Below are 14,441 nucleotides of genomic sequence, written 5' to 3'. Positions count from 1 at the left end.
ATCAAAGTAAAGGTCGCAGCTTTGCTGCGATCTTTTCATTGATTTTAGTACTTAGAGAGCGGTTATTAAGCCAGCTTTCATTAAATGGTACGGCATCTTTCATATCTTGAAAGTAAGCGTCGCGAACCGCTGCGATGAACGTTTTGTCATAAACATAGGTATTCACTTCTTTATTTAAAAAGAAGCTTCTCCTGTCGAAATTCGCGGTACCGATATCCGCACATTCCCCGTCCACTATGAATACTTTCGAGTGGTAAAATCCTGCATCAAAAAATTTAATATGAGCTCCTCTTTGGTAAAGTTCGTTCAGAAAAACGATGCCGGCTTCCTTAACAAACGGATGGTCCGATTTCATAGGGACTAAGATGTATAGTGCAATTCCGTTTTTTAAAGCATTTTTTAATGAATGGAGCAGATCATGGGTAGGAATGAAGTAAGGCGTTCCTATTATAATTTCTTTTGAAGCAGAGCGGATTAACCGGTTAAATTCTTCCGCTACACCAATTCCATCCGAGTCAAGGACGGATACTTTCTTCCCTTCAGGGTGTCTTAATTTTATGGTTGCTAACTTCTCCCCGGTGGATTCGTACCAGTCTTTTAGGAAAACAGCATGAAGTTTCTCAACTACTGCGCCTGTGTATCGCAAATGGTAATCACGCCAGTCTCCAAATTTTGGGTTATGTCCAGTATAGTTGCTCCCCACATTGAACCCTCCAATATAGGCCACCTTTCCATCAATCACTGTAATTTTTCGGTGGTTTCTCCGATTTAAATGGTAGAAGAACAAAGGAAATCTGAGTTTTTCAGCGAATGCAAAGTGAACGCCAGCTGCTTTAAGTTCATTCCTTATCTGTTTATTGATCAGGTAGCACCCTAGACGATCACCAAGCAGGTGAACAGATACTCCTTCCTGCGCTTTTTTCTTTAATATGTCTAAAAATTTCCTGCTGATTTCATTCCGGTCGATGAGAAAGAAGCTGATGTCGACTCTTACTTTAGCTTCAGCAATATCCTGAAAGAATGCTTCAAAGAGCGTTAATCCATTAGAAAAAAGTTCGTATTGACCGTGTGTTTCTTCAGTATTTATCGGATATCCTGTTTTTTTGTGGGATATTTGTCCCATTTTAAAATCTGTAATTAACAGTAAAATAAAGGTAGCTATACTAATCAGTATGATTACGACTATCATGTTTCCGCCTCCCAGTGCCATCTGTCGCTTAGTCTTCCCATATGATTTCTTTTCAATAGGAAAAAAATGAAAACATGTTGACTGAATGCTCATTCATAATTTATAGTAAAGCTATAAGATTCAGAAATTTCTAAGTTTCTGGACCGATAAAAAAGGAGAATCGCATCTGCGATAACAACTAAGAGGGGGAGAACAAATGAATCCGTTGTTACTTGCAAACTGGATTTTGTTCCTTGGCGTTACGATTTATGGATTATACTTATTTGTAAGCGTTGTCCGTACACGTATCGCTTATATTAAGATGGGGAAGAAGTTTGAGTTTGATGGTAAGATTAAAAGACGTATGCAGAAGATTGGGATTTATGTATTTGGTCAAAAGAAACTTTTGAAGGACAAGAAATCCGGAGCGATCCACGTTATGATGTTTTACGGTTTTATTCTTGTTCAGTTTGGGGCCATTGATTTTATTTGGAAAGGACTAGCTCCTGACTCGCATTTGCCGCTTGGTCCGTTTTATCCAGGATTTACATTTTTCCAGGAGATTGTAACGTTAACGATTATTGTAGCTGTGATCTGGGCGTTTTACCGCCGTTATATAGAAAACCTCGTCCGTTTGAAGAGAAGCTTTAAAGCAGGACTTGTACTTATTTTTATTGGAACATTGATGGTAACTGTTCTTGTAGGGAACGGTATGGGAATAATCTGGCACGGCCATGAAGGAGCCTGGACAGAACCAGTTGCGACGTTAATTGCAAACGCTTTCTCATGGCTTCCTCCGGCAGCTGCTGCTACTGTATTCTTTATTATGTGGTGGATTCACCTGCTTATCCTGCTTACATTCCTAGTGTACGTGCCACAATCCAAGCATGCGCACTTGCTGGCAGCACCGGTCAATGTTTTCTTAAGCCGTGAAGATCCTCCGGGCAAACTGAAACCGATTGATTTTGAAATGGATGAAGAAGCAGACGAAGAAGATGTTTCCTTTGGTGTTGGAAAAATTGAAGAACTGAACCAACTGCAGATGATTGACCTGTATGCCTGTGTGGAATGTGGACGCTGTACCAATGTTTGTCCTGCTTCAGGATCAGGTAAAATGCTTTCACCAATGGATTTACTTATTAAAATGAGGGATCATTTGACTGAAAAAGGTGCCGCTGTCACGGGTCAGTCACCCTGGGTCCCTGCTTATGCCTTCTCAGGTACAGAAGGAAACACACTGGCTCAAATGGCACGCACTAAGGGAACAGATGAAGCGGCCGCTACCGTGGAAGCTGCCCACAATAAAAACTTAATTGGCGATGTCATTACAGAGGAAGAATTATGGGCCTGCACCACTTGTCGAAATTGTGAGGATGCCTGCCCGGTTATGAATGAACACGTTGATAAGATCATCGATCTTCGCCGCTATCTTGTTCTTACAGAAGGAAAAATGGATCCGGACGGCCAAAGAGCGATGATGAATATTGAACGCCAGGGGAATCCGTGGGGACTTTCCAAGAAGGAAAGAGAAGACTGGAGAAGCCTCGATGAAGAAGCTCATATCCCTACTGTGAAAGAACTGAAGAAGTCAGGAGAGGAATTCGAATATCTTTTCTGGGTAAGTTCGATGGGATCTTACGATAACCGCAGTCAGAAAATCGCCGTCGCCTTTGCTAAACTGATGAATAAAGCTGGAATTAAATTTGCGATTCTCGGTAATAAAGAGCAAAACTCCGGTGATACAGCACGCCGCATGGGCAACGAATTTCTGTTCCAGGAACTGGCTGAAAAAAACATGAAAGAATTTGAAAAAAATGATGTGAAAAAGATCATTACCATTGATCCGCACGCTTATAACATTTTCAAAAATGAATACCCGGATTTCGGTCTTGAAGCGGAAGTTTATCACCATACCGAAATGCTTTCTGAATGGCTGAAAGAAGGCCGTCTGAAGCCGGAAGGTGTAGTAAATGAGAAGATCACCTATCACGACAGCTGTTACTTGGGCCGTTACAATGAAGTTTACCAGCCGCCTCGAGAAGTACTTGAAATGATTCCTGGCGTAGAGGTGGTCGAAATGAAGCGTAATCGATCCAATGGAATGTGCTGTGGAGCTGGCGGAGGCATGATGTGGATGGAAGAAAAATCAGGAAACCGTGTGAACGTAGCTCGTACAGAACAGGCGCTTGAAGTAGAACCAACGATGATTTCAAGTGGATGTCCATTCTGTCTAACCATGTTATCGGATGGTACCAAAGCTAAAGAAGTGGAAGAAGAAGTGAGTACAATGGATATAGCAGAGATTCTGGCCAAATCCATTTTTGAATCAACAGAAGAAAAGACAGCGTAAGTACTTGGAATATCTCGTCATTTATTAGAAAAAAATTATGAAAATTGTGGAAAGTGTACACTATTTTAGGTACACTTTCCTTATGAGGACAAATTGAGCGAGCGTTCAATCGCCAATTTTGAAAGCGTTATCACAAAGAGGAGGAATATAAAAATGCGTAAAACAGTAATCGTGTCAGGGGCTCGTACTCCATTTGGAAAATTCGGGGGCGCTCTTGCTCCTTTAACAGCTTCCCAGCTTGGAGGCATCGTTATCAAAGAGGCTTTAGAGCGTGCTGGATACAAGGGTGAAGAAGTAGATGAAGTAATCATGGGGAGCGTTTTACAGGGAGGACAGGGACAGCTGCCGTCCCGCCAGGCCGCGCGTGAAGCTGGAATTCCATGGCACGTGAAAACAGAGACCGTGAACAAGGTGTGCGCTTCTGGAATGAGGAGTGTAACGATGGCTGATCAGTTCATCCGTTTAGGCGAGGAGGATGTCATCGTAGCGGGCGGAATGGAAAGCATGAGCAATGCTCCTTATTTCATGCCAAAAGCACGCTGGGGATTACGAATGGGAGACGCTCCGGTTAAAGATATGATGGTACACGATGGTCTTATCTGTTCATTCGAAAATGTACACATGGGTAACTACGGAAACCGTACAGCTGAAGAATTCGAGTTAACACGTGAAGCGCAGGATGAGTGGTCATATAACAGCCATCAGCGCGCAGCCCAGGCTATTGAAAACGGAACGATGGGTGAAGAAATCGTGTCTGTAGAAGTACCGCAGCGAAAAGGGGACCCGGTTGTCGTCGACACAGATGAAGCACCAAGAAAAAATACAACTGTAGAAGCTCTTTCTAAACTGCGCCCAGTGTTCGACAAAAATGGAACGATTACGGCTGGTAATGCGCCAGGTGTCAACGACGGAGCATGCGCGATGCTGCTCATGTCTGATGAAAAAGCAAACGAACTAGGGCTTGAATTCCTGGCAACCGTCCTTGCTCATGATGAAATTGCTGTGGAAGCTCAAGACTTCCCTCAAACCCCGGGTCTGGTCATTAATAAACTATTGAAAAAAGCAGGAAAATCCATAGAAGATATTGATTTATTTGAAGTGAATGAAGCATTTGCAGCCGTGTCTTTAGCCAGTGGAAAAATTGCCGGTCTTGATCCGGAGAAAGTAAATGTAAACGGAGGAGCTGTAGCCCTTGGACACCCGATCGGGGCAAGCGGGGCGAGAATCTTACTTACACTTGCTTATGAATTGAAGCGCCGCGGAGGCGGTCTTGGAATTGCAGCTATTTGTTCCGGTGGCGGCCAGGGCGATGCCGTATTAATCGAAGTACCAAAGGCATAAAGGGGGACTACTGAATGTCAATTAAAAAAGTCATGGTCATCGGTGCAGGTCAAATGGGCGCGGGGATCGCTCAAGTGTTTGCTCAGGCTGGTCTAAGCGTCACCTTAAACGATCTGGACCAGCAAGCTTTAGACAAAGGAATCGAAGGTATTAAGAAAAGACTCGAGCGAGCAGTAGAAAAAGACAGAATTTCTGAGACTGAAAAAAATAAAACGTTGGACCTTCTATCTGGTACTACAGACATGAACGACGCTTCTAACTGTGATCTCGTTGTCGAAGCTGTGGTTGAAAATATGGATATAAAAACAAAAGTATTCAAGAGTCTGGATGAAATCACACCCGAACACGCCATTTTAGCTTCGAATACATCTTCGCTGCCTATTACTGAAATTGCAGCAGCAACGGATCGTCCTTCGCAGGTTATTGGTATGCATTTTATGAATCCAGTACCGGTAATGAAGCTAGTTGAAATCATCCGTGCCATCCAGACCAGTGATGAAACCTATCAAGCGATTGAAGATTTAACGAAAAAAATAAATAAATCGCCGGTTGAAGTAGAAGACTTTCCTGGTTTTGTCTCTAACCGAATCCTGATGCCTATGATTAATGAGGCCATATATACCGTTCACGAAGGCGTAGCATCACCGGAAGATGTGGACACCGTGATGAAACTTGGGATGAACCATCCAATGGGTCCTTTGACTTTGGCAGATTTTATCGGTCTCGATACGTGTCTGTATATTATGGAAGTCCTGCACGAAGGTTTCGGGGACAGCAAGTACCGGCCATGCCCGCTGCTTCGTAAGTATGTGAAAGCAGGCTGGCTTGGCAAGAAATCGGGTCGAGGTTTTTACAGCTACGAATAACAGGTGAAGGAGACGGTGACGATGAATTTAACGTTTACAGATGAACAAGAGATGATGCGGAAGATGGTCCGTGATTTTGCTGAAAAAGAGGTGGCTCCAGCAGTTGAACGTATGGAGAAGGAGGACCGTTTTCCTGTCGAGCTGATTCCGAAAATGGGGGAGCTTGGTTTAATGGGAATTCCTATTCCAGAGAAATACGGCGGATCGGAAATGGATTATATATCTTATATTATAGCAATCCATGAGATCTCTAAGGTAAGTGCAACTCTTGGCGTCATTTTATCTGTTCATACGTCTGTAGGAACAAATCCGATTCTATATTTCGGTACGGAAGAACAGAAAGACAAATACATTCCGAAGCTTGCGAGCGGCGAGTATTTAGGCGCTTTTGCCCTGACCGAACCTAGTGCAGGGTCAGATGCTGGTAGTCTTAGAACGCGTGCTGTAAACAAAGGAGACCATTATGTTTTAAATGGATCGAAGGTATTCATTACCAATGGCGGTCATGCGGATACCTTCATTGTGTTTGCCCGTACGAACCCTGATATTTCGAGTGGTAAAGGATTAAGCGCTTTTATCATTGAACGGGATACGCCGGGTTTTTCGATTGGAAGAGCTGAGAAGAAAATGGGGATGCACGGTTCAAGCACGGTAGAATTGAATTTTGATCAATGCGAAGTTCCTGTTTCACAACTTCTTGGTAAAGAGGGCGAAGGGTACAAAATAGCCTTATCAAATTTAAATATGGGGAGAATCGGAATTGCTGCCCAGGCGCTTGGTATTGCGGAAGCGGCTTATGAGCATGCCGTAGCTTATGCGAAGGACCGTGAGCAGTTTGGACGTCCCATTGCCAAGCATCAGGGAGTTTCGTTTAAGCTCGCTGATATGGCTACAGAAGTAGAGGCATCTAAACTTCTTGTTTATCATGCGGCCTCTTTACAAGCAGCAGGAGTAAAATGTGGAAAAGAAGTATCAATGGCTAAATTGATGTCTTCCAAGACGGCCGTCAAGACAGCCATTGAAGCTGTCCAGGTGCACGGAGGATATGGTTATACAGAAGATTACGCTGTAGAGCGCTTTTTCAGAGATGCTAAAGTTTGCGAAATTTACGAAGGAACAAGCGAAATCCAGCGCATCGTAATCAGCAATCACTTGATTAGAGACTGAGGGGGAAACGAGAATGAATTTTACGCTGACAGAAGAACAGGAAATGCTGAGAAAAATGGTAAGAGACTTTGCCAAAAATGAAGTAGAACCTACGGCCGCAGAACGTGATGAAGAAGAACGGTTTGATCGTGAAATCTTCGATAAAATGGCGGAGCTTGGATTAACAGGAATTCCATGGCCGGAAGAGTATGGAGGAATCGGCTCTGACTTCGTAAGCTACGCGATCGCTGTTGAGGAATTGTCACGTATATGCGCTTCTACGGGCGTCACACTGTCTGCTCATATATCATTAGCCAGCTGGCCGATCTATAAGTTCGGGAATGAAGAACAGAAGAAAACATACCTTTCCCAGCTCGCGACTGGAGAAAAACTGGGTGCTTATGCACTTTCCGAACCAGGAGCTGGAAGTGACGTATCCTCTATGAAAACTCAAGCGAAATTAGACGGCGACCACTATGTACTGAATGGCAATAAAGTGTGGATCACAAACGGTGGAGTGGCCGATATTTATATCGTATTTGCAAAAACCGACCCAGAAGCAGGAGGACGCGGAGTCAGCGGCTTTATCGTGGAGAAGGGAACGCCAGGATTTTCGTTTGGCAAGAAAGAGAAAAAGCTTGGGATTCGTTCTTCACCTACGACCGAACTGATCTTTGAAGATTGTAAAATTCCTAAAGAAAACTTGCTCGGAAAAGAGGGAGAAGGTTTTAAAATTGCGATGATGACGTTAGACGGCGGACGAAACGGAATAGCTGCTCAGGCAGTTGGGATTGCGCAGGGTGCATTAGATGAAGCTGTCGCCTACGCAAAAGATCGAGAGCAATTCGGCAAGCCGATTGCGAAGCTTCAGGGCATTTCATTTAAATTAGCCGATATGGCTACAGAAATTGAAGCAGCCCGGCTGCTTACTTACCAAGCCGCTTACTTTGAATCAGAAGGACTCCCTTATTCGAAAGCTTCTGCCATGGCTAAATTGTATGCAGGCGATGCAGCGATGAGAATTACAACAGAGGCCGTACAAGTACATGGCGGCTATGGATATACGAAGGATTACCCTGTGGAACGTTATATGCGTGATGCGAAGATTACGCAGATTTATGAAGGGACGCAGGAGATCCAGCGTCTTGTAATCGGCCGAATGGTCAGCAGCTAATGAATAAATCTTCAAGCGGAAAGGGGCTGTCCCATGCATCCACTTGCAGAACGAATACAAAAACAGGATATGCGAGCCCTTGCCCGCGCTATCACTCTTGTGGAAAGCGATGATGACGAGAAATTATCATTAATGAGCGATATCTTTTCCATTAAAAAATCAGCTCATTACATCGGAATCACCGGATCTCCAGGGGCAGGCAAAAGTTCGTTAATTAACAAACTGCTAACCTATTTGCGCAGTCTGAATCTGAGTGTCGCGGTTATAGCTGTCGATCCCACCAGTCCATTTAGCGGCGGTTCACTGCTTGGGGACCGGACGAGAATGAACCAGCATTTCATGGATTCCGGGATTTTCATTCGCAGTATGGCGACAAGAGGGAACCTGGGAGGGCTAGCGCGCGCCACCAAGGACGCGATCCGGATCTGTGACGCGTACGGGTTTGATATAGTTCTCGTTGAAACGGTGGGAGTCGGTCAGTCTGAACTTGATATTATGAAAGTTGTGGATACGACAGGACTCGTTTTAACTCCCAATAGCGGGGATGTGCTTCAAATCTTTAAAGCAGGCATTATGGAAATAGCAGACCTGTTCGTTATTAATAAAGCTGATCTACCAGGAGTAGAAAAGCTGAAGACGACCCTTGAGGAGTATATGATGATCGCCCAGCCTAAAGGCTGGATCCCGCCAATTGTACAGACGATTTCCACAGAGAACCAGGGAATGGCTGAATTATTTAATCGTATAAAAGAGCATCAGGCTTACCTTTATGAAACAAAGCAAGGGTTCAAACGGAGAAAGCACCAGCTGACGCTTGAAGTCTATGAATTGATTCGAGAGGAAGTGTGGCGCGAGGTGAGAAATGCCATCGAAAAGGATCCTGCTAAACTCAAGTCATTGAACGACGTGGAGGCAGATCCATACCAGCTGGCACACTCCTGGTTTCAAGAATGGATGAGTAAAGGAGAATGACGATGGCTGAAAACCAAGTTCCCTCTTCTATAAAAGATGAAGTCCTGGTTATAAAACGAAGAAATCAAATGATTAAAGGAGCGGTGACCCTATTTATTGAAAAGGGGTTCCACAAAACCACCACTCGTGAGATCGCTAAAGCCTCAGGATTCAGTATTGGTACCCTATATGAATATATTCGTAAAAAGGAAGACGTGCTCTTTCTTGTCTGTGATTCTATTTACCAGCGTGTGAAGGAACGGATGGAAGCTTCTATTGATCCCACCCAGACGAGTATAAAGAGTCTAATTCATGCCATACAGTCCTATTTTCAGCTTATGGACGATATGCAGGATGAAGTTCTTGTCATGTATCAGGAAGTTAAATCTTTATCACGCGATGCACAGGAATATGTTCTTCAAAAAGAACGAGATATGGTAGCCATGCTTGAACAGGTGATTTTGAACAGCTTACCTGAACATCACTCCAAAGAGGAAGTTAAGCTGATTGCCAATAATATATTTGTTCAAGGACAAATGTGGGGGTTCAGACGTTGGATTCTGCAGCGTTCTTTTACGCTGGAATCTTACACTGAAGGACAAATCCAATTGCTTCTTCAAGGTTTGAACACCCAGGAAAAAGAACGATCCTAATTAAAGGAGGAACTCGGACATGGAACAACCAACGGTTTATCAACCGAAAAACCCCGTCCGTTTTGTGACAGCATCCAGCTTGTTTGATGGGCACGATGCTTCTATCAATATTATGAGACGTATTCTGCAATCTACAGGAGCAGAAGTGATTCACCTCGGCCATAACCGCTCTGTCGAAGATGTGGTGAATGCAGCAGTGCAGGAAGATGTGCAGGGAATTGCTATTTCTTCTTACCAAGGCGGGCATGTGGAGTACTTTAAATATATGGTTGATCTGCTAAACCAAAAAGGAGCTGGCCACATACGTGTTTACGGCGGAGGCGGAGGCGTAATCATTCCGAGGGAAATTAAAGAGCTGCATGACTACGGAGTCGCTCGAGTATTCTCACCGGAAGATGGACGCACGTTAGGTCTGCAGGGAATGATTAATCAGATGATTGAAGAATGTGATTTTATTCCGCCGCTTAACGTAGAAAAAGGAATTGAGGAACTGACAGAGGGGAATCACCAGGCGATCGCCCGGTTTATTACGTATGTAGAAAACACCCCGAAAGAAGAGCGGGAAGCAGTAGCCGCTTTTGAAACCGCCGTTGAAAATACCCAGAAAAAGACGATCCCTGTCCTTGGAATTACAGGCACAGGAGGAGCAGGAAAAAGCTCCCTTACCGATGAATTAATTCGTCGCTTTATAAACGAAATTCCAGATAAAAAGATAGCTATCCTTTCTGTGGACCCCACGAAAAAGAAAACAGGCGGCGCTCTGCTGGGCGACCGTATTCGTATGAATGCAATTTTCAACCCAAGGGTTTATATGAGATCACTTGCTACGCGGGGAGCACGCTCGGAACTTTCTACTGCCGTGGAAGAGTCTATTCATGTTCTGAAGGCTGCCGGCATGGACATGATCATTGTAGAAACGAGCGGAATCGGCCAGGGGGATGCCGCGATTACCGATATAACCGATTTATCAATGTATGTCATGACTTCCGAATTTGGGGCTCCGTCTCAACTGGAGAAAATTGATATGATTGATTTTGCCGATTTTATTGTGATTAACAAGTTTGAACAAAAGGGTTCTGAAGATGCTATGAATCAGGTTAAAAAACAATATCAGAGGAGCCACATGCTGTTTCATGAGGACGATGCTCAGTTTCCTGTTTACGGAACAATTGCGAGCCAATTTAATGATCCTGGTACCAACACACTTTTCGCAGCCATTGTTGATCAGTTGAACGAAAAATTCTCCTGGCAGGACGACACCTCTTTTGAGCGCGTAAGCAAAGTAGAGAAGCAGAACGTAATTATTCCTAATGATCGAAAACAATACTTACGAGATCTTTCACTCGCTGTCCGCGATTATCACGAAAACACAAAAACACAGGCTGAAAAAGCCCGCAAACTTTATCAATTGAAAGGCACGCTTGAACAGCTTGAGGACGAAGCCGCAAAAGAAAGTATCGGGCGGCTTATTGAAGATTATGAACGAACAATAGACCGCGAAGCGAAAGAAAAATTGGACGACTGGGATGGTCTGCATAAGCGTTACAGCGGGGATACCTACACCTTCAAAGTGAGAGACAAGGAAATTACCATGGATCTTACAACCGAAAGTTTGACCGGTTTGAAAGTTCCTAAAGTTGCTCTGCCTAAATATTCGGATTGGGGCGACCGCTTAAGCTGGCTGCTCAGGGAAAATGTTCCCGGCGCTTTTCCATTTACAGCCGGAGTTTTCCCGTTTAAGCGAAAAGGAGAAGACCCTAAACGCCAATTCGCCGGGGAAGGGACACCGGAACGCACCAATCGCCGCTTCCATTATTTATCTGAGGGAGACGAAGCTAAGCGTTTAAGTACAGCGTTTGATTCTGTGACTTTATATGGTGAAGATCCCGATGAACGTCCGGATATTTACGGAAAAGTCGGGGAGAGCGGTGTGAATATTTGTACGCTTGAAGATATGAAAAAGCTGTATGATGGATTTGATTTAATCGATCCAACTACCTCGGTTTCCATGACCATTAACGGACCTGCTCCCATCATTTTAGCGATGTTTTTCAATACAGCCATTGATCAGCAGCTTGATAAATTCAAGGAGGAGTATGGACGTGAACCTAATCGTGAAGAAGCGGAAGAGGTGAAGGCCCGGACGATTAATGTGGTTCGAGGCACCGTTCAGGCTGATATTCTAAAAGAAGATCAGGGTCAGAATACATGTATTTTTTCTACAGAATTTGCACTCCGTATGATGGGAGACATTCAGCAGTATTTTATTGATCACCAAGTACGGAACTATTATTCCGTCTCCATATCCGGATATCATATTGCAGAAGCAGGAGCGAACCCGATTACGCAGCTCGCGTTCACACTCGCAAATGGTTTTACCTATGTCGAATACTACTTGAGTCGCGGGATGGATATCAACAAATTTGCGCCTAATCTTTCCTTCTTTTTCTCGAATGGACTGGATCCGGAATATACCGTTCTCGGGCGGGTCGCTCGCAGAATCTGGGCGATTGTTATGCGCGATAAGTATGGAGCCAACGAGCGCAGCCAAAAGCTTAAATATCATATTCAAACATCCGGACGCTCTCTTCATGCACAGGAAATTGATTTTAATGATATACGCACTACCCTGCAGGCTTTAATTGCCATCCAGGACAATTGTAACTCGCTTCATACCAATTCCTATGATGAGGCCATCACGACGCCTACAGAGGAATCCGTCCGACGGGCTATGGCAATTCAAATGATTATCAGCAAAGAGTTCGGTTTAACCAAAAATGAGAATTCATTACAAGGTTCATACATTATACGCGAACTTACAGATTTGGTAGAAGAAGCGGTTCTACAGGAATTCGAACGGATTAATGACCGCGGGGGAGTACTCGGTGCGATGGAGCGTCAGTACCAGCGAGGTAAAATTCAGGAAGAATCCCTTTATTATGAAGGTAAAAAACATTCAGGGGAACTGCCAATTGTGGGAGTGAACACTTATCTCAATCCTAATCCTCCTTCTGAAGATGAGATTGACTCCATGGAATTAGCCCGCGCTTCGAAAGAAGAAAAGGAGCATCAAATTCGGGAGCTTCGTAAATTTCAAGAAGCTAACCAAGGCGAAACGGATAAAGCACTCAACCGTTTGAAAGAAACAGCGAGCGGAGGAGGAAACATCTTTGAAGAACTGATGGAAACCGTCCGTGTGGCAAGCCTGGGTCAGATTACGCATGCCCTTTACGAAGTAGGTGGCCAGTACCGAAGGAATATGTAGATGAATAACGCCCTGCCTCTACTAAAGAGGCAGGGCGTTTGACTGGGAGTTAGTGGCTTCCCCCTATTTGATCTTCATCATGCGCCTGATTAATATCTTTAACGTATGGCTTTTTCATCCCGTACCATTCATAGGTCAGTTCATATTTCTCACCAGCTTCAAGGACCATCCAGATACTGGTGTCCTTCACTTTGATTTTCTTTCCATCCACTTCAATGTAATATTCATCCTCATCATGAGTCTTCTCTGAAATCGTAGCTTCTGTTAAGTGTTTAGAATGAATTTTACCATAGCTGTTAAACAGCCAGATCGAAACAGCTATGACGGTTATGATGGTGGCAAACCAGTTAAAAGGATGGGTTTTCACGTTAATCTCTCCTTTAATAGTTCTATGTCTACAATACTTTAGGATCTGCTAAATCTCCGTGTTGATTTTCATATAAGCTTCTGGTTGTCGAAGAGCGGTTTCGGCTAAGAAAGAGAAGAGCGTACGGGAAAACGATTCCTCTTACTGACTAAAGATCTCCAACGAAATGTCATGAAATGAAACTTCCAGATAACGATACCATAATTGAGGAACTCTATTATGAAAAATCAACAACAACGTTTTAACATAGCTTTATTTTAAAATATTTTAAGGATAACACCAAATATCCTGTCTAAATAGTTTAAGGTAGATGTTTATATTCATACATGCTTGGTTAGAAAGGAATACAAAAGGGTAGGAGAACCCTGCGATAATCTATTTGATTTTTAAAAGACCTAATCATATAATGGGTGGTATGATTAAATGTGATTCGTATGCCTATGAGGTCACTTATCCTATTTTGTGAATATAAAGGAGTGCTGGATCGTGAGCGTAAAAGAACTGAGCAAAGATCAGATTAATGAAACATCAATGATTGAACTTGCAACGATCATTTTGGAAGAGGAAAGAGAAGCGATCGATTTTAATGAAATCTTCCACCGTATTGCTAAATTGAAAGGTTTTACAGAAGCCGAGAAGGAACAGTATATTGCACAGTTTTATACTGACATGAATATTGATGGCGGATTTATGACCATTGGTACAAATAGATGGGGACTGAAAAGATGGTATCCAGTAGAGCAGATGGAAGAAGAAATCGCTAGTCTTCCCCAGAAACGTAAGAAGAAAAAGAAAAAGCCTTCCAAGCTTTTGGAAGATGAACTGGGCGTTTCTGAGTATGATAACAACGAAGAAGAGGACCTGGAAGAAGATGTGGAGCTTACAGATGAAGATCTAGATCTTGACGATGACGATGATTATGATGGAGATTATGAAGAGGACGACCTTGATGAAGAGGAAGAAGAAATCGTTGAAGACGACGTCAGTTTCGTAGGCGATGAAGATGAGGAAGAGGATAAATAAAAACTGCGGTTGACTTTCAAAACCGTTATAAGTACAATCTTATTTGGGCTCTTTAATTTCTGACACGAAATAATCGAACGCTCCCCAAGTGTGGGGAGCGTTTTTTGTTTTTTTATGTGCGATTAAAGGTGGATGGG

Annotated in this window: 11 protein-coding genes; 9 read left to right on the top strand and 2 right to left on the bottom strand. The window is 43.6% G+C overall.

Annotated elements, in window-relative coordinates:
• Position 1: 1 nt before the first annotated feature.
• Positions 2 to 1,189 carry a cardiolipin synthase gene (gene cls, locus ACTWP7_RS12160; RefSeq protein ID WP_443123394.1) on the bottom strand — a complete coding sequence of 396 codons (1,188 nt, stop codon included), beginning with the start codon at positions 1,187 to 1,189 and terminating at the stop codon, positions 2 to 4.
• Positions 1,190 to 1,385: 196 nt separating this feature from the next.
• Here cls and ACTWP7_RS12155 point away from each other — a divergent pair, with 196 nt between their 5' ends.
• From ACTWP7_RS12155 to icmF, 8 genes are all read left to right on the top strand, one after another.
• Positions 1,386 to 3,518, top strand: coding sequence for a heterodisulfide reductase-related iron-sulfur binding cluster (locus ACTWP7_RS12155; protein ID WP_443123393.1), 2,133 nt, complete (start codon positions 1,386 to 1,388; stop codon positions 3,516 to 3,518).
• Between the two features lie 153 nt (positions 3,519 to 3,671).
• Positions 3,672 to 4,859: an acetyl-CoA C-acetyltransferase gene (locus ACTWP7_RS12150; protein ID WP_443123392.1), complete on the top strand. Its 1,188-nt coding sequence runs from the start codon at positions 3,672 to 3,674 to the stop codon at positions 4,857 to 4,859.
• A 14-nt stretch (positions 4,860 to 4,873) separates the two neighbouring features.
• Positions 4,874 to 5,725 (top strand): 3-hydroxybutyryl-CoA dehydrogenase, encoded by an 852-nt coding sequence (locus tag ACTWP7_RS12145; protein WP_443123391.1) that lies wholly within the window; start codon positions 4,874 to 4,876, stop codon positions 5,723 to 5,725.
• Between the two features lie 21 nt (positions 5,726 to 5,746).
• A complete protein-coding gene (locus ACTWP7_RS12140) occupies positions 5,747 to 6,892 on the top strand; it encodes an acyl-CoA dehydrogenase (protein WP_443123390.1) in 1,146 nt (381 codons plus the stop codon).
• Positions 6,893 to 6,905: 13 nt separating this feature from the next.
• Positions 6,906 to 8,045 carry an acyl-CoA dehydrogenase gene (locus ACTWP7_RS12135; RefSeq protein WP_014644862.1) on the top strand — a complete coding sequence of 380 codons (1,140 nt, stop codon included), beginning with the start codon at positions 6,906 to 6,908 and terminating at the stop codon, positions 8,043 to 8,045.
• A gap of 33 nt (positions 8,046 to 8,078) precedes the next feature.
• Positions 8,079 to 9,017 (top strand): methylmalonyl Co-A mutase-associated GTPase MeaB, encoded by a 939-nt coding sequence (gene meaB, locus ACTWP7_RS12130; RefSeq protein ID WP_443123389.1) that lies wholly within the window; start codon positions 8,079 to 8,081, stop codon positions 9,015 to 9,017.
• Positions 9,018 to 9,019: 2 nt separating this feature from the next.
• The gene (locus ACTWP7_RS12125; RefSeq protein ID WP_014644860.1) at positions 9,020 to 9,649 is read left to right on the top strand and encodes a TetR/AcrR family transcriptional regulator; all 630 of its coding nucleotides are present in this window, start codon (positions 9,020 to 9,022) and stop codon (positions 9,647 to 9,649) included.
• Positions 9,650 to 9,668: 19 nt separating this feature from the next.
• Entirely contained in the window at positions 9,669 to 12,914 is a 3,246-nt protein-coding gene (gene icmF / locus ACTWP7_RS12120; RefSeq protein WP_443123388.1) for a fused isobutyryl-CoA mutase/GTPase IcmF, read from the top strand.
• A 49-nt stretch (positions 12,915 to 12,963) separates the two neighbouring features.
• Here icmF and ACTWP7_RS12115 read toward each other — a convergent pair whose 3' ends face one another.
• Positions 12,964 to 13,281: a hypothetical protein gene (locus ACTWP7_RS12115; protein ID WP_443123387.1), complete on the bottom strand. Its 318-nt coding sequence runs from the start codon at positions 13,279 to 13,281 to the stop codon at positions 12,964 to 12,966.
• 486 nt (positions 13,282 to 13,767) lie between these two features.
• On the opposite strand from ACTWP7_RS12115, the gene rpoE reads away from it, so the two are divergent.
• Complete coding sequence (rpoE, locus tag ACTWP7_RS12110) at positions 13,768 to 14,304, top strand: DNA-directed RNA polymerase subunit delta (protein WP_443123386.1); 537 nt, start codon at positions 13,768 to 13,770, stop codon at positions 14,302 to 14,304.
• Positions 14,305 to 14,441 lie beyond the last annotated feature (137 nt).

The sequence above is a fragment of the Halobacillus sp. B29 genome (genome assembly GCF_052246755.1).
Classification (GTDB): Bacteria; Bacillota; Bacilli; order Bacillales; family Halobacillaceae; genus Halobacillus; species Halobacillus halophilus.
The sequence above is the reverse complement of the archived record's forward strand: the minus strand, read 5'-3'. Positions and strand labels throughout refer to the sequence as shown.

Coding starts and splice junctions, on each gene's coding strand:
- cls (WP_443123394.1), bottom strand. CDS start 1,189: ATGATAGTCGTAATCATACTGATTAGTATAGCTACCTTTATTTTACTG.
- ACTWP7_RS12155 (WP_443123393.1), top strand. CDS start 1,386: ATGAATCCGTTGTTACTTGCAAACTGGATTTTGTTCCTTGGCGTTACG.
- ACTWP7_RS12150 (WP_443123392.1), top strand. CDS start 3,672: ATGCGTAAAACAGTAATCGTGTCAGGGGCTCGTACTCCATTTGGAAAA.
- ACTWP7_RS12145 (WP_443123391.1), top strand. CDS start 4,874: ATGTCAATTAAAAAAGTCATGGTCATCGGTGCAGGTCAAATGGGCGCG.
- ACTWP7_RS12140 (WP_443123390.1), top strand. CDS start 5,747: ATGAATTTAACGTTTACAGATGAACAAGAGATGATGCGGAAGATGGTC.
- ACTWP7_RS12135 (WP_014644862.1), top strand. CDS start 6,906: ATGAATTTTACGCTGACAGAAGAACAGGAAATGCTGAGAAAAATGGTA.
- meaB (WP_443123389.1), top strand. CDS start 8,079: ATGCATCCACTTGCAGAACGAATACAAAAACAGGATATGCGAGCCCTT.
- ACTWP7_RS12125 (WP_014644860.1), top strand. CDS start 9,020: ATGGCTGAAAACCAAGTTCCCTCTTCTATAAAAGATGAAGTCCTGGTT.
- icmF (WP_443123388.1), top strand. CDS start 9,669: ATGGAACAACCAACGGTTTATCAACCGAAAAACCCCGTCCGTTTTGTG.